Consider the following 22,307-nt stretch of genomic DNA (forward strand, 5'->3'; position numbering starts at 1 on the left):
CACTCCTTCGAAACGTTTGGGACGGAAATCTCCGTCCGCATCAACTCGCAACACCCATGGTTCGTTCGAACCGCTCGTCTGTTCACGCTCTAATTCTTCTCGATCCGGATCACCTGCGGCCGTCCACTGATCACCTTGTCCTTCTGCACGGCGGCGAGCGCGCGGCGCACCGCGTCTTCGTGAGTGGCGTAAGTGATCAGGATGACCGGCACGGGGACCGCCTTGCCGTTATCGGGCGCAACGCCGCCATTGGGATGACGCTGCACGATCGACTCGATCGAAATCTTCTGTTCTGCCAGCCGCGTCGCGATCGCGGCCGCGGTGCCGGGGAAATCGCGCGCCAGAAGACGGATGTAATAGCCGCCCTCGTGCCGCTCCATCGGCGCCTTCTTGGTGTCGCGCAGTTGCGAAATGGGCCGGCCGAACGGGTTGGCGCGGATGCCGCGCGCGACGTCGGCGATGTCGGCGACGACGGCAGATGCGGTCGCAGCACCACCGGCGCCGGGGCCGACCAGCGTGATCGGCGGAATGCCCTCGCCGTCGATCGTGACCGCATTGGTGACGCCCATCACCTGCGCGATCGAGGAGGATTTCGGCACCATGGTCGGATGCACGCGCTGCTCGATGCCCTTGGCGGTGCGCACCGCAACGCCGAGCAGCTTGACGCGGTAACCGAGATCGGCGGCCGCACGCAGATCTTCCGGCGCGATGGAGGAGATGCCTTCGACATACACCGCGCTTTGAGCAACTTTCGTGCCGAAGGCGAGGCTGGCGAGAATGGCGAGCTTCTGCGCGGTGTCGTGGCCGTCGACGTCGAAGGACGGGTTGGCCTCGGCATAACCGAGCCGCTGCGCATCCGCGAGGCATTCGGCGAAAGACAGGCCCTCCTGCTCCATCCGTGTCAGGATGTAATTGCAGGTGCCGTTGAGGATGCCGTAGACGCGGTTGATGCCGGTTCCGGCAAGACCCTCGCGTAACGTTTTGATGACGGGGATCGCGGCGCCGACCGCTGCCTCGTAATTCAGCGCACCGCCGTGCTTTTCAGCGGCTTTCGCCAGCTTCAAACCGTGCTTCGCGAGCAGCGCCTTGTTGGCGGTGACCACTGACTTGCCGGCGCTGAGCGCAGCCTCGACCGCCGACAGCGCGGGATCGCCGGCGCCGCCCATCAGCTCGACGAAGCAGTCGACGCCGGGATGGGTGGCCAGAGCCATGGGATCCCTGACCCATTCGACGCCGCGCAGGTCGATGCCGCGCTTCTTCGCCTTCGAGCGCGCGGTGACGGCAACGACGCGGATGCCGCGGCCGCTGCGGCCTGCGAGCACGCGGGCCTGCGTTTCAATCAAACGGACAACTTCGGCGCCCACGGTGCCGAGCCCCGCTATGCCCACTTTCAGGGGTGCAACCATGATGACTTAGAAAACCTGCCGAAGAGAACCTAACGCCGATTGGCGAGCGGAACGACGTTGTGCAACGTTTCGATGCCGCTTTCAAGGAAGCGTCGCACGCCGCGCGCGGCCTGCCTGATCCGTTGCTCGTTTTCCACCATGGCGATGCGGACATATCCTTCACCATGCTCGCCGAAGCCGACGCCGGGCGAAACCGCGACACCGGATTTCTCCACCATCAGGGTTGCGAATTGCATGCTGCCGACGCTGCGGAAGGCCTCCGGCAGCGGCACCCAGGCGAACATCGAGGCCTCAGGCGGCGGGATCTCCCAGCCGGCGCGGCCGAACGATTCCACCAGCGCGTCGCGGCGCTTGCGGTAAGTATCGCGCATCTCCTTGATGCAATCGTCCGGGCCGTTCAGTGCGGCGGTCGCCGCGACCTGCACCGGCGTGAAGGCGCCGTAATCGAGGTAGGATTTGACGCGGGCAAGAGCTGCGATCACGCGCTCATTGCCGACCGCAAAGCCCATGCGCCAGCCGGCCATCGAATAGGTCTTCGACATCGAGGTGAACTCGACGGTGACGTCCATTGCGCCGGGCACCTGGAGCACCGAGGGCGGCGGGTTGTTCTCGTCGAAATAGACCTCGGCATAAGCGAGGTCGGACAGGATCAGGATCTCGTGCTTCTTGGCGAACGCAACGAGGTCCTTGTAGAAATCGAGGCTCGCCACATAGGCGGTCGGGTTCGAAGGATAGCAGACGACGAGCGCGAGCGGCTTCGGGATCGAATGCACGATCGCCCGCTCCGCTGCCTCGAAGAACTGCGGGGTCGGCTCCGAGGGCACCGAGCGGATCACGCCGCCCGCCATCAGGAAGCCGAAGGCGTGAATCGGGTAGCTCGGGTTCGGACAGAGGATGACGTCGCCGGGCGCGGTGATCGCCTGCGCCACGTTGGCAAAGCCTTCCTTCGAGCCCAGCGTTGCCACGACCTGGGTGTCCGGGTTGAGCTTCACGCCGAAGCGGCGGGCGTAGTAGCCGGCCTGGGCCTTGCGCAGGCCATTGATCCCTCGGGAGGCGGAGTAGCGGTCGGTGCGCGGCTTGCCCAGCGTCTCTTTCAGCTTCTCCAGCACATGCGCAGGCGCCGGCAGGTCCGGGTTGCCCATGCCGAGGTCGATGATATCGGCGCCGGCATTCCGCGCGGCCGCCTTGGCCCGATTGACCTGCTCGAACACGTAAGGTGGAAGGCGGCGGATGCGGTAAAATTCTTCCATGGCTCTCTGGGCTCCGGGGCAACCGGTCAGGACAGAATCGACAGGCCGGGACGGCAGTTCGGAAAGGCGTCCATTTTCGTCGAGAAAATTACTCAAAATCAAACGCTTAGAGCAATCACCGACGACGAAGACTGAAGTCGTTCGCCCTGACTCTCGGCTGAACCGGGATCTTTTAGCACGGCAAGGCGGGGGCGCCAGCGATTACCTTGGAGCGGCTCATTTCCCATCCTTGCCGGCGACCGCCTGACGGTCGCGCGCGGCGGCGAGCTCAGCCTCGATCTTGGCGCGCTGCTCCGGCGGGATGACTGCCTCATCGCGATCCGGCGGCAAGTCGTGCACCGGCAGATAGCTGCCGGGCTCCCTGGGATGCGCCTGCGCGTCGGTGGGCGTCATATCCGCGAGCTGGCTCGAACATCCGCCGACGGCGAGCGCCGCGATCAGCAGCGCGCCGCGGATCGGCAGCGTCTTTTGCAGGTCCCATAACGCCAACACTTGGGAAATCCCCTACTCGTCCCAAAGCACGGCCCCGGGCAATGTTACCCAAGACCGCGCCCAAGCTCAAACCATTGTGCCCAAATGGTGCGAGCGAGAAAACAGCCATTGCCACCAAACCGAGCCGTGCGGCCCGATTGTGACGGAACCGAGAAGATTTGTCGCAGTGCAACACATCTTCGAGAGGGTTTAACGTCAAACATGCGAGCTTCGCGGTGACGAATACGGAATGAATCGTTACTGTTCTGCTCATGAGTATGGCCACGACCGATACGCCCAAACCCGAGCCGAAGTTCGATGCGGAAGCCTTCGCGATGAATGTCGCGCGGGCGATGGAGAACGGCGGCAAGGCGCTCGCCGCCTATCTGAAGCCGCGCAAAAGCGGCGAGGTGCAGGATCGCCCGCCGGCCGAGCTCACCGAGGTCGTCAAGACCTTCACATCGGTTGCCGAGTACTGGCTGTCGGATACGTCCCGCTCCTCCGATCTGCAGACCAAGCTCGCCAAGGACTATCTCGACCTCTGGGGTTCGGCGGCGCGCCGCATGGCCGGCCAGGACGCAGCGCCGGCGATCGCGCCCTCGCCGCGCGACAAGCGCTTTGCCGACCCGGAATGGAAGTCGAACCAGTTCTTCGATTTCGTCATGCAGCTCTATCTGCTCACGACCAGATGGGCGCAGGAGCTGGTGCGCGACGCCGAGGGGCTCGATCCGCAGACCCGCCGCAAGGCGGAGTTCTACATGCAGCAGCTCACCAATGCCCTGTCGCCCTCCAACTTCGTGCTGACCAATCCGGAAGTGCTGCGCGAGACGATGGCGAGCAGCGGCGAGAATCTGGCGCGCGGCCTGAAGATGCTGGCCGAGGACATCGCCGCCGGCAACGGCATGCTGAAGATCCGCCAGTCCGATCCGGACAATCTCGTCGTCGGCGTCAACATGGCGACGACGCCGGGCAAGGTGATCTACCAGAACGAGTTGATGCAGCTGATCCAGTATTCGCCGACCACGGAGACGGTGCTGCGCACCCCGCTCCTGATCGTGCCGCCCTGGATCAACAAGTTCTACATCCTCGATCTCAAGCCGGAGAAATCCTACATCAAATGGTGCGTCGACCAGGGCATCACCGTGTTCGTGATCTCATGGGTCAATCCCGACAAGCGGCTCGGCAACAAGAGCTGGGAAGACTACATGAAGGAAGGCCCGCTCACGGCGATGGACGTGATCGAGAAGGTCACCGGCGAGATGAAGGTGCACACCGCCGGCTATTGCGTCGGCGGCACCATGCTCGCGACCACGCTGGCCTGGCTCGCCGAGAAGCGCCGCCAGCGGGTGTCGTCGGCGACGTTCTTCGCGGCCCAGGTCGACTTCAGCCATGCCGGCGATCTCCTGGTGTTCGTCGACGAGGAGCAGATCGCATCGCTCGAGCAGGACATGAAGGCCGCCGGCGTGCTCGAAGGCTCGAAGATGGCGATGGCCTTCAACATGCTGCGCTCCAACGATCTGATCTGGTCCTACGTCGTCAGCAACTATCTGAAGGGCAAGCAGCCGAGCGCATTCGACCTGTTGCACTGGAACTCCGACGCGACGCGCATGACGGCATCGAACCATTCCTATTATCTGCGCAATTGCTATCTGGAGAACCGGCTCTCCACCGGCACGATGGTGCTCGACAATACGCTGCTCGATCTCTCCAAGGTCAAGGTCCCCGTTTATAACCTCGCCACCCGCGAGGACCACATCGCGCCAGCTGAATCGGTGCTGTACGGCTCGCAGTTCTTCGGTGGCCCCGTGAAATACGTGCTTTCGGGCTCGGGCCACATCGCCGGCGTGGTCAATCCGCCCGCCTCGAACAAGTACCAATACTGGACCAACGACAACATCAAGGACGTCAACGTCGCCGAGTGGATGAAGGGCGCGGTCGAGCACAAGGGCTCGTGGTGGCCGGACTGGCGCCAATGGCTCGGCGAGCTCGATCCGGAGCAAGTCCCGGCGCGCAGCGTCGGCAGCGACGCCCTGCCGCCGATCGAGGACGCGCCCGGCAGCTATGTCAGGGTCCGCGCATAGCGGAATCTTCCACGCTTTTGTATAGACTCGCGCTCAACGCAGCGACGACAGAGAGGATCGAACCATGACGCGCGAATTGTTCTGGCTGACACTGACGGTGATCCTGACCGGGATCCTCTGGATTCCCTACACCATCAACCGGTGCCAGGTCCGCGGTCTCACTGGCGCCATGGCCAATCCCTCGCGCGGCGACAAGCCGCAATCGGAATGGGCGAACCGCCTGATGTTCGCGCACGACAACGCGGTCGAGAACCTCGTGCTGTTCGCACCGCTGGTGCTGATCCTCAACGCGATCGACTATTCCACGAAATGGACCGTGCTCGCCTGCGCCGTCTATTTCTGGTCACGCGTCGCGCATCTGATCGTCTACGCGCTCGGGATTCCCGTGTTCCGCACGCTGGCCTTCACCGTCGGCTTCCTCGCCCAGGCCGTGCTGGCGCTGGCGATCTTCAAGGTGTTCTAGAAATCACGCCTTTTGAAGATCAGGCCTCTTGAAAATCAGGCCTTGCGCACGACGAGATTCAGCATGTTGGCTGGCGTTTGGTCGAAGCTCTGGATCACGCTGATTTCGGATGACAGCGTGATCCACGGACCCGCATTGGCGTAGGTCGCATCTAGCCACTCTGGCGAGACATAGCTGTAATAGCGCCCGAGGCTGTCGCGGCCGTCGCTCTCGCCCATCTTGTAGCTGGCATAGAAGACGCCTGACGGTTTCAGGGCGAGGTGAATCCGCGCAAGGATGCCTGCGAGTTCGCCGCGCGGTACGTGCAGCAGGCAGGCGCTTGCCCAGACGCCGTCGTAAGCCTCGTGCGCCTCAAGCTGGTCGAACCGCATCGCCTCGACCGGATGACCTAGCCGCTGCGACGCGATCTCGGCCATTTCGGGCGAGCCATCAGTCGCACGCACCGAAAACCCTTCGGCCAGCATCACCGCCGAATGATTGCCGGCGCCGCAGCCGAGCTCGAGGATCGCGCCGCCTGGCGGCAGCAGGGCAAGGAAGCCACGCAGCCGTGTCGAGGGCGCCTTCGCCCAGTCGGCGTAGGACTGGGCGTTGCTCCGATAGAATTGCAGGGTCGCATCGTCCACTGCAGGACCTCGTGTCATGGAAACAGCGCGATCTGCTCCAGCCCCGCCGTCTCCGGCAGCCCGAACATCAGGTTCATGTTCTGGATCGCCTGCCCGGCCGACCCCTTCACCAGATTGTCGAGCGTGGAAATCACGATCGCCCGGTTCTTGATGCGATCGGCGACGACGCCGATCTGCACATAGTTGGAGCCGCGCACATTCTGGGTCTGTGGCAGCACGCCCTTCCTGGCGACATGCACGAAGGGCTCGTTGGCATAAGCCTGCTCCAACGCTGTTCGCAGATCGTCCGGCGTCGCGCCTTTGAGCTTGACGTAGGACGTGCACAGTTCGCCGCGCGCCATCGGAATAAGATGCGGCGTGAAGTTGATCGTCACCGCGGAGCCGGCGGCGACGCCGATCTCCTGCTCGATCTCGGGCGCGTGCCGGTGGGTGCCGACCGAATAGGGCGACAGCCCCTCGCCCGCCTCGCTGAACAACGTGTTCTGTTTCAGCCCGCGGCCGGCGCCGGTGACGCCCGATTTCGCGTCGATGATGATGTCGTCGACGTCGATCAGTTTGGCTTTCGCAAGCGGCACCAGCGCGAGCAGCGCCGCCGTGGGATAGCAGCCGGGACAGGCGACCAGCCGCGCCGACGTAATCTTGTCGCGATAGAATTCGGTCAGGCCATAGACCGCTTCGCCCTGCAGTTCGAGCGCCCGGTGCTCATGGCCGTACCATTGGGCATAGGTGTTCTTGTCCCGCAGCCTGAAATCGGCGGACATGTCGAGGACCTTGATTTTGGAATTTGCCTTGAGGACAGCGGCGATGATTTCCTGCGTGGTGCCGTGCGGCAGCCCGCAGAACACCGCATCGAGCCTGCTCCAGTCGACCTTTTCCCATTCCACGAGTTTCGGCAGGTCCAGCATGAAGAAATGCGGAAACACGTCACCCATCGACTTGCCGGCGTGGGTGTTGGCGGTGAGTGCGATGATCTCGGCATTCGGATGCCGCGCCAACAGGCGCACTGCATCGGCCCCGGTGTAGCCGGAAGCGCCGAGAATGCCGATCTTCTTCGAGCTCATCGCGCGTGCCTTTCAGGCGTCATTTGATCGTCTTGCCGGGGTCGAAAGTTGCAGCGTCGCCTCGTCCAATGGATTGGACTCGCGAGCAAGGCTTGATCAGCCACTTGTCGGCAATCCCAGCATCAGCCGCATGTTCTGCACGGCCGCGCCGGACGCACCCTTGCCGAGATTGTCGAGCCGGGCGACCAGCACCGCCTGGTGATATTTGTCATTGGCGAAGACGTAGAGCTCAAGCTGATTGGTCTCGTTCAGCGCCTCCGGCTCGATCCGGCCGCCTTTGCTCGCCTCGTTCTGGAGCGGCATCGCCGAGACGTATGTCGAGCCGGCGTAGCGCCTTGCCAGCGCAGCTTGCAGGTCTGCACCTGTGGGCTTGCCGGGCAGCGTGTCGAGCTGCAGCGGCACCGAGACCAGCATGCCCTGCCGGTAGTTGCCGACTGAGGGAATGAAGATCGGCCGCCGCGTCAGGTTCGAATAGAGTTGCATCTCCGGCAGATGCTTGTGCTCGAAGCCGAGGCCGTAGAGCTCGAAGGACGGCGCACTGCCGTCCTCGAAGCTCGCGATCATCGACTTGCCGCCGCCGGAGTAGCCGCTCACCGCGTTGACCGTGACGGGATAATCCTGCGGCAACAGGCCGGCATCTACGATTGGCCGCAGCAGCGCGATCGCGCCGGTCGGATAGCAGCCGGGATTGGAGACCTTCTTCGCCGCCTCGATCTTGCCGGCCTGCTCGGGCGTCAGTTCCGGAAAACCGTAGGCCCAATCGGGCGCGACCCGGTAGGCGGTCGAGGCGTCGAGCACCTTCGGGCCCGAGGCGCCCATGCTGTCGACCAGCGCGACCGTCTCCTTGGCGGCATCGTCGGGCAGACAGAGGATGACGAGGTCCACCTCCTCCATCAGCGCCTTCTTGGCAGCGGGGTCCTTGCGCTTGTCGTCAGGGATCGTCTTCACGACGACGTCGTTCTGGTGCTTCAGCCGCTCGTTGATGCCAAGCCCGGTGGTGCCGGAGCCGCCGTCGACGAAGACGGTTGCGGGTTTGGTGGCAGCGCCCTTCGGGGCCTGTTTGATGTCAGCGAGGCTCATGGCGCGCTCCCTTCGAGCATGTTCGTGTCGTCTGCAAAAACCTGCGGCCTTGCCTGCCGCATCAAATGTGAGATCTGCCTGGCGTCGGCATCGCCGGCACTGAGCGCATTGGCGATCGCCGCATAGTCGGCGTCGGATTTGTGCTGGTTGAGCTTGAAGCTGCCTTCGACCTCCTCAACCGTCATCACCAGGCCCACGATCGCCTTCTTCATCGCCTCGAGCCGTCCGGCCGTCATCTTGTCCGATGTCCATGGCTTCTTCGGCAACAGCCAGGTCTCGAACTTGTCGCTGAGCGTGTCGATCTGCACTGCCAGCTCGTCATCCGACAACATCCGCACCGGCCCGCTCAGATGCACCGACTGGTAGAGCCAGGTCGGCACCTGGTCCGGCGAGACGTACCAATCCGGCGACACATAGGCATCGGGGCCGTTGACCGCGAGCAGCCAGGACGCATCGCCGCCCGCGAGCTTTAGCAGCGGATTGTGACGGGCGACATGAAGGGCGGCCTGCGGCGTGCCGTCGGCAGCATAGGTGAGATAGAACGGCAGCGGCGAAGCCACCGGCTTCTTGCCGTCAAAGGCACACATGGTGCCGAAGCCCCGATCGCTTGCGAATTTCAGGCTCGCGGCGCGGTCCTGCTTGAAAAAGGGTGGCGTGTACATCGTGGTCTCCTGCTGGGCCTCTTTGGGGGCCGCCGGATCAGATCGCGCTGACAGGAGAAAGAATGCCGCGGATCGGATCCAGCGGCAAAGACGATGATCTCAAACGCGATCGACCGCCCAAACCGCAAGACTGCGGCGGCGGTGACGAGCGAACAGAATGGTCGCGGCGTTGATCATGGCGCGCGGCTATAAGGCTAGATCAGGCTTTCGTCAAGGTTCCGGCGTCAGATCACCCGCCAGATCCATTCCATGATCTTCGCGAGCACGTCGCCGAACAGCAGGAGCACGGCCGACCAGATCAGGGCCGAGACGAAATTGGCGGCCTGGAAGCTCCAATAAGGCATCTCGAAGATGCCGGCCGCCAGCGGCACCGAGGCGCGGAAAGGACCGAAGAAGCGGCCGATGAAGATGCTGGGGATGCCCCAGCTTCGCACGAAGGCCTCGCCTCTGGGCAGGAGATCCGGATAGCGCGAGAGCGGCCACATCTGGGCGACCTTCTCCTTGTAGCGGTAGCCGAACCAGTACGAGACCCAGTCGCCCAGCGCCGCACCGAGGCCGCCGGCGATCCAGACCGGATAGAAGCTGATGCCACTCACCCCGATCAGCGCACCGATCGCAACCAGCGCGCCCCAGGCCGGGATCAGCAGCGAAATGAAGGCGAGCGACTCTCCGAAGGCGAGCAGGAACACGATCGGAGCCGCCCAGGCCTGGTGAACGCGCACGAAATCGGCCAGGGCGTGCGCAAACTGCTCCATCTAAAAAAGCCTTCCCGCCCCATCTCAAGGTGCTGCTCGATGAAAAGGACTGGTAAGCCAAGGGCTTGTGTGACATCAAGTCACAAAGCTCGGCTCAGCCCGGACCAACCGGTCAAATTGCCGGCAATTGCAGGGCCTGCGGCGTAAAATCGCCGGGATTGGCTCCCAACCACACCGCCCGGCCCGCCCCGCGGTAACCTTTCCAAGTCAGAAGTGGCATAGTCGGCCCAACCGATTCGCCGCCGATGCGGCCCCTCAAAGCGTATCAAGATATATGTCCAAACAGTTGAAACCCAAAGTAAAAGACGATTTTTTCGGCGGCGATGAGTCGAAGCCCCGCAGCGCGCCCAAGGCGGCGCCGCGCGGAAGCGGCGGCGAAGCCGACTACACCGCGGCCGACATCGAGGTGCTCGAAGGCCTGGAACCGGTGCGGCGGCGGCCCGGTATGTATATCGGCGGCACCGACGAGAAGGCGCTGCATCATCTGTTCGCCGAAGTCATCGACAACTCGATGGACGAGGCGCTGGCCGGACACGCGACCTTCATCGGCGTCGAACTCTCCGCGGATGGTTTCCTCACCGTCACCGACAACGGCCGCGGCATCCCGATCGATCCGCATCCGAAGTTCCCGAAGAAGTCGGCGCTGGAAGTCATCATGTGCACGCTGCATTCGGGCGGCAAATTCGACAGCAAGGTCTACGAGACCTCGGGCGGCCTGCACGGCGTCGGCATCTCCGTGGTCAACGCCCTCTCCTCGCTGCTTGAGGTGGAGGTCGCGCGCAGCCAGAAGCTCTACCGCATGACGTTCGAGCGCGGCCATCCCAAGGGCAAGCTCGAGGACCTCGGCAAGATCAACAACCGGCGCGGCACGCGCGTCCGCTTCAAGCCCGATACCGACATCTTCGGCGCCAAGGCTGCGTTCAAGCCGCAGCGCCTGTTCAAGATGACGCGCTCGAAGGCGTACCTGTTCGGCGGCGTCGAGATCCGCTGGAATTGCGCGCCCGAGTTGCTCAAGGGCATCGAAGACGTACCGGCCGAAGCCACCTTCCACTTCCCCGGCGGCCTCAAGGACTATCTTGCGGCTGCAATCCACGCCGACACGCTGGTGCACCCGGATATCTTCTCCGGCAAGTCGGGCCGCAACGGCGCGCATGGCGCCTGCGAATGGGCGGTGGCCTGGACCGCGGATGCCGACGGCTTCCTGTCCTCCTACACCAACACCGTCCCGACGCCAGATGGCGGCACGCACGAATCCGGCTTGCGCAGCGCGCTGCTGCGCGGCCTGAAGGATCACGCCGAGCGCGTCGGCCAGGGCAAGCGCGCCTCGTCCATTACGTCGGAAGACGTGATGGTCGGTGCCGCCGTGATGCTCTCGGTGTTCGTGCGCGAACCTGAATTCCAGGGTCAGACCAAGGATCGCCTCGCAACGGCCGAAGCGCAGCGCATCGTCGAGCAGGCGATGAAGGATCCGTTCGATCATTGGCTGTCAGGCAATCCGAACATGGCCAACCGGCTGCTCGACTTCGTGATCGACCGCGCCGAGGAACGGCTGCGGCGGCGGCAGGAGAAAGAGACCGCGCGGAAAACCGCCGGCAAGAAGCTGCGCCTGCCCGGCAAGCTCGCCGATTGCACCGATGCCGGCACAGACGGCTCCGAGCTCTTCATCGTCGAAGGCGACTCGGCCGGCGGCAGCGCCAAGCAGGCGCGTGATCGCAAGACGCAAGCGGTGCTGCCCTTGCGTGGAAAAATCCTCAACGTCGCCTCCGCCGGCAAGGACAAGCTGACGGCGAATGCGCAGCTCTCCGACCTTGTGCAGGCGATCGGCTGCGGCCAGCTCCTGCAATACCGCGAAGAGGATCTGCGCTATCAGCGCATCATCATCATGACCGACGCCGACGTCGACGGCGCCCACATCGCGTCGCTGCTGATCACCTTCTTCTACCGGCAGATGCCGCGGCTGATCGACGAAGGGCACCTCTTCCTCGCGGTGCCGCCGCTCTACAAGCTGACCGTCGGCACCAAGTCGGTCTACGCGCGCGACGACAAGCACAAGGAAGAGCTGATCAAGAGCGTGTTCAACGCCAACGCCAAGGTCGAGGTGAACCGCTTCAAAGGCCTCGGCGAGATGATGCCGGCGCAGCTCAAGGAGACCACCATGGATCCAGCCAAGCGCACACTTCTCAAGGTGGTGCTGCTCGCCGACGACCGCGACACCACCGCGGATTCGGTCGAGCGCCTGATGGGCACCAAGGCCGAGGCGCGATTCGCCTTCATCACGGACAAGGCCGAATTCGCCAGCGACGAGCTGCTGGACGTTTGAGTCCGCGGCGCAATAGCACTCCGTCGAGAGCCCCGGCGAAGAGCCGGGGCTCTTTTGCGTTTCGGGCCGCGACAACGTCGCCGCGCGGCATGGCTTCGAACGATTCGCGGCGCCGGCGCTGCGACTCGGCCAGCGACTCACGGCGCTCGGGCCGAGGCGCAGCTGCCTCCATTTCGGACAAGGTTGAATTTCCTAACGAAACCCTACCTGAATTTGAGTTTCGAGAATCCATTCAAACTATTGAATATATGCAACTTTTTCAGATTTCGGCAATTGCGGCTGAAATACCCGCGCACCGGCGTTTTCCGGCGACTGTGCTTGCCCGGCAACAGCATTCCGGCAGGAAACGTCTATAGTCCGGGCATCAGTTGACACGAACTCCAGTGCGCTCGCGCTGCTACACAGACCAAGTTGGGGATTTGACATGAAGAAGATTTTGCTCGCTCTGACCGCGGTTGCCGCGATGACCGGTTCGGCCTCGGCGGCTGATCTCGGTGCCCGTCCCTACGTGAAGGCCCCCATGCCGGCGCCCGTCGCCAACTGGACCGGCTTCTACGCCTTCGGCGGTGGCGGCGGCGGCCTCTCGAATGCCGACCAGAGCATTGTGGATACGGCCACCGGCACGCCTTTGACGATCACGCAGCGCCAGGGCGGTTCCGGCTGGTTTGGCACCGTCGGCGCTGGTTACGACTGGCAGTTCAACGGCACTTGGGTCGCCGGTATCTTTGGCGACGCCCAGTTCGGCAGCATCCGTTCCACCATCCAGGATCCCATTTTCAGCCTCACGGGCAGCCAGAAGCTGGAAACCTCTTGGGCCGCGGGTGTGCGCCTCGGCTGGCTGGTCGCCCCGAACGTTCTCTCCTACGTCAACGGCGGTTACTCCGGCGCTCACTTCGGCCAGACCAACTTCACGACGCTGGGCGGCACTCCCGCGGGCGTCCACCTCAACAGCTACAACCGCAACGGCTGGTTCATCGGCGGCGGTGTCGAGAACAGCCTGAACATCTTCGGTGTCTCTTCGCCCGGCTGGTTCATGAAGACCGAGTATCGTTCGGCCTTCTACAACGCCAAGACCCAAACCGAGCTGTTGGATGGCACCAACGCGCCGCTCATCAACAGCGTCCGCGCCAACAGCTGGAACCAGACGATCTCGACCTCTCTGGTTTACCGCTTCAACTGGACGGGTCCGGTCGTCGCGAAGTACTGATCTGATCTCACGATCAAACGTCAAAGCCCCGGCATCGCCCGGGGCTTTTTCGTTGTGGGCTTGTCGGCAGCCAATGCTCGTCTTCAGCAACGGTGCGCAGCGCTGAGCTGGTCTTCGACCCAGCACAACATTGCTGATTGCCCTGCCCACGCATCGCACCGGTTCTGCCGGCGCCATTGTATCCGAACCAAAGCTACGGTTACTGTGTGCCCAAGCTTTCGGGACCGCGGCAATCGTTCATGCCGCGAGTCGCGAGGGAAGCGGATCGACGGGGAGGAATGCATGCGCAGATTTCTGCTTGTAGCAGGCCTGTTTGCCCTCGCCATCGGACTGCTCTGGATCGGACAGGGCACGGGTACGGTTCCCTGGCCGCGATCGAGCTTCATGGTCAACCAGCTGCATTGGGCTGGCTATGGCGCCGCCATGGCCGGCTTCGGGCTGGTGCTGATCTGGCAGAGCAACCAATAAAAGAAACCAGGGAATACAAGCATGACATCCAGCCGGTTCGATCTCCGCGGCAAGGTCGCGATCGTCACAGGAGGTAATGGCGGCATCGGGCTTGGCATGGCGCGCGGCCTTGCCGATGCCGGCGCCGACATCGCCGTGGTCGGACGCAACGAAGCCAAGTCCAAGGCAGCAGTCGAAGATCTCAGGCAGCGCGGCGTCAAGGCGATCGCGGTTGCGACCGACGTCACCGACAAGGCGGCGATCGAGGCCATGATCGCGCGCGTGGTGAAGGATCTCGGCCGCATCGACATCCTCGTCAACAACGCCGGCATGAGCATCCGCAAGCCGCCGCACGAGCTCGAGCTCGACGAGTGGAACAAGGTGATCGAAACCAACCTCACCAGCGCCTTCCTGTGCTCCAAGCTCGCCTATCCGGCCTTGAAGGCCTCAGGCAACGGCAAGGTGATCAACATCGGCTCGATGATGTTGATCTTCGGTGCGAGCTTCGCCACCGCCTATGCTGCGAGCAAGGGCGGTATCGTGCAGTACACGCGGGCCTGCGCCAATGCCTGGGCGCCCGACAACATCCAGGTCAATGCGATCCTGCCGGGCTGGATCGACACCGACCTCACCCGCGGTGCGCGGCAGCAGGTGTCGGGATTGCACGAGCGGGTGCTGGCGCGCACGCCTGCGGGGCGCTGGGGCGACATCGACGATTTCGCCGGCATCGCCGTGTTCCTGGCATCGCCTGCATCGAACTTCGTCACGGGCACCGCAATCCCCGTCGATGGCGGCTTCTCGGTGATGGCCTGAGGCCGGGCCGCACGCTATCCGACGACGCAAAAAAGAAGCCCCGGACAAGTCCGGGGCTTTTGAATTTTGGCAGTGCTTTTTTTAATCGTTGGTCGCGTTGCGGTCGACTTGCTCAGTAACGGGCGATGGTCGGGGCGTCGAACTTGTAGCTCGCGCGCACGACGGCCCATTGAATGTCGCGCGGCTTGGCATCGAAGGTGTAATTCCCCGAGGTGCCGCCGAGCTGATAGGTCTGGCTGCCGAAGGCCGCGTAGTTGTATTCGAGGCCGACGATCCAGTTGCGGGTGACGCCGTATTCCCAGCCGGCGCCGACGGTCCAGCCGTTGGCCCAGTGGGTCTGTCCGCCGGAGCCCGACACACCGACGGTGTCGCTGACGGAGAGACGGTTGTTCACACCGGCATAGCCGCCCTTGATGTAGAAGAGGTTGTTCTGCACGGCGAAGCCGGCGCGGCCGACCACGGTCGCGAGCACGTTGGCGCGCCAGGAGAACACGTCGTCACCGGCACCGAACGCGGTATTGGTGAACGAGCCCTTGTTGTCGAGGCCGGAGATCGTGCCTTCCATGCCGAACACGTAATTGTTGGCCTGCCAGTTGTAGCCGATCTGGGCACCGCCCATGATGCCGGATCCGCGCTGACGATAGCCCTCGCCCGGGACGAGATCGCCGAACGGCGCACCGATCCCGTTGTTGATGAACTGCTCATTGGTCCACGCGCCACCGATATGGCCGCCGACATAGAAGCCGGTCCAGTTGAACAGCGGCTCCACATAGGCGGGCGCCTTCGTGTAGCGCGCGCCGAGATCGGCGGCGGAGGCCGCGCCGGTCGAAACCAGAGCGGTCGTGCAGGCGAAGGCGGCAATCAACTTGTTACGCATGGTACACCCCGTGTCCTTTGATGCACGCACGGTCACAGACGGGTGTTACTAAAATTCGAATCAACAGAGTTAACGCGGCGCGTGGGCACGCGCTGGTCCGCAAATCCGTCGGCGCTGTTGCACGAACGCAACGCCGCAGGCGCGATTTAACGCGACATTATCCCTACCGAATTGCTGCGCTACGATGACGGCGCAGCCTTCGAATACACATGCTCGGGTCGCACGCCGAGCGCAAGCAGGCGCGCCGGAATGCCCTGCAACCACGGCAGCGCGGTGATCAGGCGCACGATCAGCGGCACTCGGAGCGGCCGATCGTTCCCCTGCAGGGCGCCGCTGATGATCTTGTTCTGCACGATCACCTGCATCCGCTGCGTCATCCTCGCCGGAAACTCGCGGCGACGGCGTACGGCGTCGAGATCGTTCTCGGACGGGCAGCCGTGCTGCAGCTTGTCCGCCAAAAGATTGGCGGTCGCGACCGCGTCCTGCACGGCGAGATTGACGCCGACGCCGCCGACCGGCGACATCGCATGCGCGGCATCGCCGATGCAGAGCAGGCCCGGCCGCGTCCAGCGCGCCATGCGGTTGATCGCGACGGTCAGCAGCTTGACGTCGTCGAAGCTCTTCACGTCGGCGATGCCGCCCTTCAGGATCGGCGCCATGCGTACGACGTCGTCGAGCAGCGCCTGCAGTCCCCTCGCCTTCACGGCGTCATACTGTCCCTTGGCGATGACATAGGCGCATTGCCAATAGTCGCCGCGATCGAACATGATCATCATCTTGCCGGGCTCGACGCGCGCAAACACGTTTTCCGTTTCGTCGGGTTTGCGACCGACGCGGAACCACAGCACGTCCATCGGCGCGCCGATCTCCTCGACGCTGAGGCCCGCACGCTCTCGCACGGTCGAATGCCGGCCGTCGCAGGCGATGGTGAGATCGGATTCGATGTCGACGATGCCGTCGGGCGTCTTCGCCCGCACCCCGGCTATCGCTTCACCGCGGCGGATCAGGTCGACCGCCTCGGTGCTCATCATCACCTCGAGCGAGGCAAAGCGCCGGCTGGCCTCGCGCAGGAAATTCAGGAAGTCCCATTGCGGCATGAAGGCGATGAAGGGGTATTTGGTGTGGAGCCGGCGGAGATCTGCGATGCGCACCGGCGTGCCGCCGAACAGGCCGTCCATCTTCTGCAGGCGCTGATGCGGCAGCTTCAGGAAGCCGTCGATCAGGCCAAGCTCGTCCATCACTTGAAGCGTCGACGGATGCACGGTGTCGCCGCGGAAATCGCGGAAGAAGTCGGCATGCTTCTCCAGCACCACGACCTCGATGCCGGCCCGCCCCAGGAGATAGCCGAGCATCATGCCGGCGGGCCCACCGCCGACGACGCAGCAGCGGACTTTCTTCGTCCGGTTCGATTGTTGGCCGGAGGTCATTGCAGCCACGATCCGCGATGCGAGTATCGATCAAGACATGGCGGGTAGTGTAGCGCCGATTCCGGCCGGGCCGAGCCTGAATCTGGTTGCGCCATGTCAACGCCGGCCGGCAGAAGCCGCGATGCGGAAGAGAGCGAGCCGCGGATTTAGAGCCGGGATCTGGCGTTTTGCCTGCGGCGAAAACCGCCAGCATCTGCCGTGCGCGTCAGGCCGCCGGCCGCCCCGGATACCAGAAAGGCCCGCATTGCGCGGGCCAGTCATGGACGGAACCCAAACTATTTCTGATCCTCATTGCCGGTCCCGGTCCCCGGGCTGCCAATCGGCGCATGACCGACCCCAGCGTTCCGCTCAGCTTGCGCGGCTGTCGGCGTTCCTTCCGACTGCGGCGAACGGCAATCTGCTCGCCTCAGGGCTTTGACGACTTCCGTTCCCACGGACGTTTGCCGTCGGCGTCGCGATCCCACGGACGGGTTGCCGGAGCCACCTTGTCATCCTGGGCTTCTTTCGCACGCTCCGCCTGGACGCGTTCCCTGTCGGTGGCTGGCGGCGCGGGCATTTGAGCAGTTTGCGCCACCGCCGGAAGCGTCGAGAGGAGCGCAACGATAATGAATTTTATCATCCCCGGCTCTAACACTTCCACAGTTGGCTTGTCCGATTAAACTTCGTCCATCCTGTCAGGCCCCGCTCGATCAAGACGGCCTCAATTATTACTGCGGTTCGCGGCCCGAAAACTCTTGATCTCCGAGACGCTGCCGTCGCGATAGGTCAGTTCCACCGAGATGGACTGCGTGCTCGGTGCAAGCTTCATGTAGAGCGGCATGCCGGCGGTGATCGCACTGGGGTCGCGCATGTCGCAAGCGGGCATCTTCAGCACCTGGTTGGGCACGGCGCTGTCGATGCCGATGCGCACTTCGCGGATGGCGCAGCGATACGACACGAGATGCGTGTAGTAGACCAGCAGCCCGTTGAACTCGCGGAACGACAGCCAGCTCGTCGCCGTCATGTCGAGGATCTTGCGCTGGTCGCGGATCAGTGCGGCCTCGGGATCGAACCGGATCGGGAACGGCCCCTGCATGTCGCCGGACTGATCGACATAGCGGACCTCGATGGTGCCGGCCGCGGCGTCCGGCGGCAATTCGATCGACGGGTTCGGCATCCGCTTGCGCGTGCGCGGATCGAGCGTGTCGATGAAGCCGGTCTCGCGGAAATCGCCCTTGCCGGCCATGCGCCAGGAAATGCCAAGCGTCGGGTCGGCAAAGGAGAACACGACGCTCCAGCCGCCATTGTGCCGCGAAAAGCTCGCGATCGGCGCGTTGATGGTTTCTTCCTTTGGCATCTGCGGCACCGACACCGGCGGCAGCGCCGCAAGCTTCTGCGGCGGCGGATCGGCCGGCCGCGCGACGGCATCCTTCGCCATGCCGCTGAGGAAGACGTCGTCGACCATCTGGTCGAAATAGACCGGCACCTGCCTGTGCTTGACGGTGCCGGCCATCTCGCTGACGAGACGGCGGGTGCGCTGCGCCACCTGTACGAGATTTTCGCCGGGCTGCAGCAGCTCCTTGGCGAAAGTACGTGTGAACACCGAATTGGGATTGGCGTCGTCGTTGGAGAGCCGATCGAGCGCGGTTTGGCGGGGACCGGCCGAAAACACCGAGAACACGCCTTCGGGCAGCTGCACCATCGGAGCAAGCCCGCCGCCGCCGGCGACTGCGCGCGTGCCCTTGCGCTCGAACGGGTTGTTGCGGCATGCGTCGAACACCAGAATCGATGTCCGCACCTTCTTGTTCTGGAGGCGCTCGACAATGCGGTCGGCCAGGATCGAGGCGTCGCGCACCAGCTCTTCCTGCCCTTCGGTCGCCGCCGGCACGTCGGTCGGCAACAGGTAGTTCTGGCCCGCGATCTCGAAGCCGTGGCCGGCGTAGAAGAAGAACGCGGTGTCGCCGGGCTCGATCGCCTTGTCGAAGGCGAGCAGGGTCTCGGAGAATTGCTGCCGGCTCTGGTTCTCGGCGACCATCACCGAGAAGCCGAGCTGCTTCAGTGTATCGCCCATGGTGCGGGCGTCGTTGACCGCCTTGAGTAGCTTCGGGACATTCCTGTAATCGTTGTTGCCGACGACGAGCGCGACACGCTTCTCGGCATGGGCGGGGGCGACGAAGCCGCTCAGGCTCGCCGCCAGGCCAAGGGCCGCCAGAATTCCGAAAAGCCGACGCGTCATCGCAAAATTCCCGTTACAGAACGGCGCCACGCCGCTTCCCTCGAACGGCAGTTCATTGGACCCCCTGCCGCTGTGTGATAGTCGGCCCAGACGTAACGAGGGTTCAAGCGCCCGGGCCCCGGTTCCACGATCTGCCTATGGCAGATTGCGCTGGAATCTGCTTTTTCTTTGGCATCGGCCAAACGCACTGGAAGCGAGGGGGCTGCCGTGTATCGCTGGTGTACCGACGAAGTCGAGCCGAAGGATCGCTTCGACTATTGGCGCGAGGTGCGCTCCAAGGGTTTGTTCGGCGTCACCGCCGAACTCGATCGCGAACGGCGCGGGGATTTCTTCGGCGAATTTTCGCTGCGCCAATTCGGCGGCGCCGGCCTCGTCGAGCTGAAGGCCTCGCAATATTCAGTCGAACGCAGCAGCTCCGACATCGCCTACGCACCCGGCGACAGCATCTGCGTCTACCAGCAGCTCGGCAGCGGCGGCTGGTTCGGCGGCATGCGCGGAAACGACTTCGCGATCGCCCCGGGAAGTTTCGCCACCAGCCATACCGACCTGCCCTACCGCACCGCGCCGCTCGGCGCCGGAGGCTTCCATTTGCGGATCCTGAAGATCCCGGTCAGCAGCATTCCGGCGCAAGACAAACGCATGCGCGAGCTTGCGCCCCGGACATTCGGCGATCCTACCCTGGCGCCGCTGCTCGGCGCCTGCTTTGCCGATCTCGATGAGGCCGCTGATGGTAGCGTCGTCGATGCGACCTCCCTCGTCCAGGCTTTGGCCCATCTGGCGCTGATCGAGCGCGGCATCGTCAGGCCCGGCAGCCGGCGCGGACAGGCCGCGTTGCGGACCGCCCGCCTCTCGCAGGCCCGACGCCTGATCGCGGGCCACCTGCAAAACCCGGATCTGGCGCCGGCGATGGTGGCCGACCAGCTCGGCGTGTCCGTGCGCCACCTGCACATGCTGTTCGAGACCGCGGCGAAGAGCTTCTCGCAGACGGTGACCGACGAACGCCTGAAGCAGAGCCGCCGCCTGATGCGCGAGGCACCGGAGCGGCTGATCGCCGACATCGCGACCTCCTGCGGCTTCGAGAGCCTGGCGACCTATTACCGGGTCTTCAATGCCGCCTATGGCATGGCCCCCGGTGACTTCCGGGCGCAGGCCTCGGATGGGCGTTAGCCGCCGTTTTGGCGGCCCCGGCCTGGACGTGCGGCGGGGCGGAAAAAACCCAGTCGCACCCGCTATTAGGTAAAAACCTCAGGTTTTTTAGGACCTTCCCGCGCCCGCTCCATTGACTTTGGCCGATTCCCGCCTATGTTCCGGGTCGACGCGGCTCGGTATCGAAGAGCGATTCCTGAGCTTGGCGCTTTGTTCGCGTGAGTCAGCACCCCCAGCTTCTTTGAGAGCGCGCCGTTTTGGGGTGGAACGCGACAGCCTTATTACTCTCGATTCCGAACGGCGGTTTCGACCAGAGGCTCAATGTCCTTTTCAGATCTCGGACTGTCCGAAAAAGTCCTCGCCGCAGTGGCGGCCACCGGTTACACCACCCCCACCCCCATTCAGGAACAGGCGATCCCACACGTCCTCGCACGCAAGGACGTGCTCGGCATCGCCCAGACCGGCACCGGCAAGACCGCGGCCTTCGTGCTGCCGATGCTCACCATCCTCGAGAAGGGTCGCGCCCGCGCACGCATGCCGCGCACGCTGATCCTCGAGCCGACCCGCGAGCTCGCGGCGCAGGTCAAGGAAAACTTCGACCGCTACGGCGCCGGCCAGAAACTCAACGTCGCCCTCCTGATCGGCGGCGTTTCCTTCGGCGACCAGGATGCGAAGCTGACGCGCGGCGTCGACGTGCTGATCGCCACCCCCGGCCGCCTGCTCGACCATACCGAGCGCGGCGGTCTGCTCCTCACCGGCGTTGAGCTGCTCGTCATCGACGAAGCCGATCGCATGCTGGACATGGGTTTCATCCCCGACATCGAACGCGTCTGCAAGCTCGTCCCGTTCACGCGGCAGACCCTGTTCTTCACCGCGACCATGCCGCCGGAAATCCGGCGTATCACCGAGACCTTCCTGCACAACCCGCAGAAGGTCGAAGTGTCCAAGCCCGCCACCACCGCCGTGACCGTCACGCAGTGTCAGGTCCCGGCCGGGCGCGAAGCGCATGAGAAGCGCGAATTGCTGCGACGCCTGCTGCGCGAAGCCAAGGACCTCCAGAACGCGATCATCTTCTGCAATCGCAAGCGCGAGGTCGCGATCGTTCACAAATCGCTGCAGAAGCACGGCTTCAGCGTCGGCGCGCTGCACGGCGACATGGACCAGTCGGCCCGCACGGCGGCGCTGGAACAGTTCCGCAAGGGTGAGCTGCCGCTGCTCGTCGCCTCCGACGTCGCCGCCCGCGGTCTCGACATTCCCGAGGTCAGCCACGTCTTCAATTTCGACGTCCCCCACCATCCCGACGACTACGTCCATCGCGTCGGCCGCACCGGTCGCGCCGGCCGCACCGGCACCGCGATCTCGCTCGTGACGCCGCTCGACCAGAAGTCGATCGTGGCGATCGAGAAGCTGATCGGGCAGAGCATTCCGCGCGCCGAAGGCGACTACGAAGTGAGTGCCGACACCGGCGAACACAGTGATCGCCCGCGCGAGTCGCGCGGCCGCGAGCGCTCACGTGGCGGACGCGGCAAGCCGCAGCGCGGCGGTCGCGACCGAGAGCGCAGCCACGAGCCGCGCGTCGAGGCTCGGCCAGCAGCCGAAACACGGCCCGCTCCCGAGGCAAGACCTGAACGCGAGGCAAGACCTGAACGCGAAGCGAGGCCCGCACGCGAGGCAAGACCTCCGCGTGAAGCCAGGCAATCATCCGAGCGTCATGGCTCGCGCCAGCAAGCCAATCCGTCGCATGTGCCGTCGATTGGCCGGCCCGAGCCACGCCGCCAGCGCGAGGCCGACACCGAGCCGGGCGATCATTCGCATCTGCCGGCGTTCCTGCTGCGGCCGGTTCGCTCCCCCGCCGGGGCCTGAAGCGCGACGCGCGCCAGGCTTTCGGTTGAGCAAAGCCCCCTCACAATTTTTTAGATGTATCCGTGAACGTATATTTACGGGGCATTCACGATCGTCCGTTAGCCTACGAACATAATTTAAGCATTGCTGCGGTCGACGGC

The 22,307-nt window shown here is 64.1% G+C and carries 19 protein-coding genes; 8 read left to right on the forward strand and 11 right to left on the reverse strand.

What is annotated here, in order from left to right; translation table 11 throughout:
* Positions 1-89: 89 nt before the first annotated feature.
* The 3 genes from IVB24_RS23165 to IVB24_RS23175 form a co-directional block, all read right to left on the reverse strand.
* Positions 90-1,406 (reverse strand): homoserine dehydrogenase, encoded by a 1,317-nt coding sequence (locus IVB24_RS23165; protein WP_247769094.1) that lies wholly within the window; start codon positions 1,404-1,406, stop codon positions 90-92.
* A 29-nt stretch (positions 1,407-1,435) separates the two neighbouring features.
* Entirely contained in the window at positions 1,436-2,656 is a 1,221-nt protein-coding gene (locus tag IVB24_RS23170; protein ID WP_094974312.1) for an LL-diaminopimelate aminotransferase, read from the reverse strand.
* A 216-nt stretch (positions 2,657-2,872) separates the two neighbouring features.
* Positions 2,873-3,148, reverse strand: coding sequence for a hypothetical protein (locus IVB24_RS23175; protein ID WP_094974313.1), 276 nt, complete (start codon positions 3,146-3,148; stop codon positions 2,873-2,875).
* A 251-nt stretch (positions 3,149-3,399) separates the two neighbouring features.
* Between IVB24_RS23175 and phaC the strand changes: the two genes are divergently transcribed.
* Both phaC and IVB24_RS23185 read left to right on the forward strand, forming a co-directional pair.
* Positions 3,400-5,208 (forward strand): class I poly(R)-hydroxyalkanoic acid synthase, encoded by a 1,809-nt coding sequence (gene phaC / locus IVB24_RS23180; RefSeq protein ID WP_247769096.1) that lies wholly within the window; start codon positions 3,400-3,402, stop codon positions 5,206-5,208.
* Between the two features lie 64 nt (positions 5,209-5,272).
* Positions 5,273-5,671 carry an MAPEG family protein gene (locus IVB24_RS23185; protein WP_094974315.1) on the forward strand — a complete coding sequence of 133 codons (399 nt, stop codon included), beginning with the start codon at positions 5,273-5,275 and terminating at the stop codon, positions 5,669-5,671.
* Between the two features lie 35 nt (positions 5,672-5,706).
* Here the strand turns inward: IVB24_RS23185 and IVB24_RS23190 are convergent, their stop codons facing one another.
* From IVB24_RS23190 to IVB24_RS23210, 5 genes are all read right to left on the reverse strand, one after another.
* Positions 5,707-6,294 (reverse strand): class I SAM-dependent methyltransferase, encoded by a 588-nt coding sequence (locus IVB24_RS23190; RefSeq protein ID WP_094974316.1) that lies wholly within the window; start codon positions 6,292-6,294, stop codon positions 5,707-5,709.
* Between the two features lie 14 nt (positions 6,295-6,308).
* Positions 6,309-7,355, reverse strand: a complete 1,047-nt coding sequence (gene argC, locus IVB24_RS23195) for an N-acetyl-gamma-glutamyl-phosphate reductase (protein WP_247769102.1) — start codon at positions 7,353-7,355, stop codon at positions 6,309-6,311.
* A gap of 96 nt (positions 7,356-7,451) precedes the next feature.
* Entirely contained in the window at positions 7,452-8,435 is a 984-nt protein-coding gene (argC, locus tag IVB24_RS23200; protein ID WP_247769114.1) for an N-acetyl-gamma-glutamyl-phosphate reductase, read from the reverse strand.
* A complete protein-coding gene (locus IVB24_RS23205; protein WP_247769116.1) occupies positions 8,432-9,097 on the reverse strand; it encodes an FMN-binding negative transcriptional regulator in 666 nt (221 codons plus the stop codon). The genes argC (IVB24_RS23200) and IVB24_RS23205 overlap by 4 nt, the downstream gene beginning before the upstream one ends.
* 224 nt (positions 9,098-9,321) lie before the next feature.
* Positions 9,322-9,852 carry a DedA family protein gene (locus IVB24_RS23210; RefSeq protein WP_094974319.1) on the reverse strand — a complete coding sequence of 177 codons (531 nt, stop codon included), beginning with the start codon at positions 9,850-9,852 and terminating at the stop codon, positions 9,322-9,324.
* 274 nt (positions 9,853-10,126) lie between these two features.
* Between IVB24_RS23210 and parE the strand changes: the two genes are divergently transcribed.
* The 4 genes from parE to IVB24_RS23230 all read left to right on the forward strand — a co-directional run bounded on the left by parE (position 10,127) and on the right by IVB24_RS23230 (position 14,639).
* Positions 10,127-12,172: a DNA topoisomerase IV subunit B gene (parE, locus tag IVB24_RS23215; RefSeq protein ID WP_140479465.1), complete on the forward strand. Its 2,046-nt coding sequence runs from the start codon at positions 10,127-10,129 to the stop codon at positions 12,170-12,172.
* A 424-nt stretch (positions 12,173-12,596) separates the two neighbouring features.
* A complete protein-coding gene (locus IVB24_RS23220; RefSeq protein ID WP_247769118.1) occupies positions 12,597-13,379 on the forward strand; it encodes a porin family protein in 783 nt (260 codons plus the stop codon).
* 282 nt (positions 13,380-13,661) lie between these two features.
* Positions 13,662-13,847, forward strand: a complete 186-nt coding sequence (locus tag IVB24_RS23225; RefSeq protein WP_094974322.1) for a hypothetical protein — start codon at positions 13,662-13,664, stop codon at positions 13,845-13,847.
* Between the two features lie 21 nt (positions 13,848-13,868).
* A complete protein-coding gene (locus tag IVB24_RS23230) occupies positions 13,869-14,639 on the forward strand; it encodes a glucose 1-dehydrogenase (RefSeq protein WP_247769119.1) in 771 nt (256 codons plus the stop codon).
* 112 nt (positions 14,640-14,751) lie between these two features.
* Here the strand turns inward: IVB24_RS23230 and IVB24_RS23235 are convergent, their stop codons facing one another.
* From IVB24_RS23235 to IVB24_RS23245, 3 genes are all read right to left on the reverse strand, one after another.
* Positions 14,752-15,516, reverse strand: coding sequence for an outer membrane beta-barrel protein (locus IVB24_RS23235; protein ID WP_094974324.1), 765 nt, complete (start codon positions 15,514-15,516; stop codon positions 14,752-14,754).
* A 179-nt stretch (positions 15,517-15,695) separates the two neighbouring features.
* Positions 15,696-16,943 (reverse strand): FAD-dependent oxidoreductase, encoded by a 1,248-nt coding sequence (locus tag IVB24_RS23240; protein WP_247769121.1) that lies wholly within the window; start codon positions 16,941-16,943, stop codon positions 15,696-15,698.
* A gap of 700 nt (positions 16,944-17,643) precedes the next feature.
* Complete coding sequence (locus IVB24_RS23245) at positions 17,644-19,158, reverse strand: caspase family protein (RefSeq protein WP_247769123.1); 1,515 nt, start codon at positions 19,156-19,158, stop codon at positions 17,644-17,646.
* A gap of 207 nt (positions 19,159-19,365) precedes the next feature.
* On the opposite strand from IVB24_RS23245, the gene IVB24_RS23250 reads away from it, so the two are divergent.
* Both IVB24_RS23250 and IVB24_RS23255 read left to right on the forward strand, forming a co-directional pair.
* Entirely contained in the window at positions 19,366-20,325 is a 960-nt protein-coding gene (locus tag IVB24_RS23250; RefSeq protein ID WP_247769125.1) for a helix-turn-helix domain-containing protein, read from the forward strand.
* A 300-nt stretch (positions 20,326-20,625) separates the two neighbouring features.
* Positions 20,626-22,167 (forward strand): DEAD/DEAH box helicase, encoded by a 1,542-nt coding sequence (locus IVB24_RS23255; RefSeq protein WP_247769127.1) that lies wholly within the window; start codon positions 20,626-20,628, stop codon positions 22,165-22,167.
* The last annotated feature ends 140 nt before the right edge of the window (positions 22,168-22,307 follow it).

The organism is Bradyrhizobium sp. 192 (genome assembly GCF_023100965.1).
In the GTDB taxonomy this organism is placed as follows: Bacteria; Pseudomonadota; Alphaproteobacteria; order Rhizobiales; family Xanthobacteraceae; genus Bradyrhizobium; species Bradyrhizobium symbiodeficiens.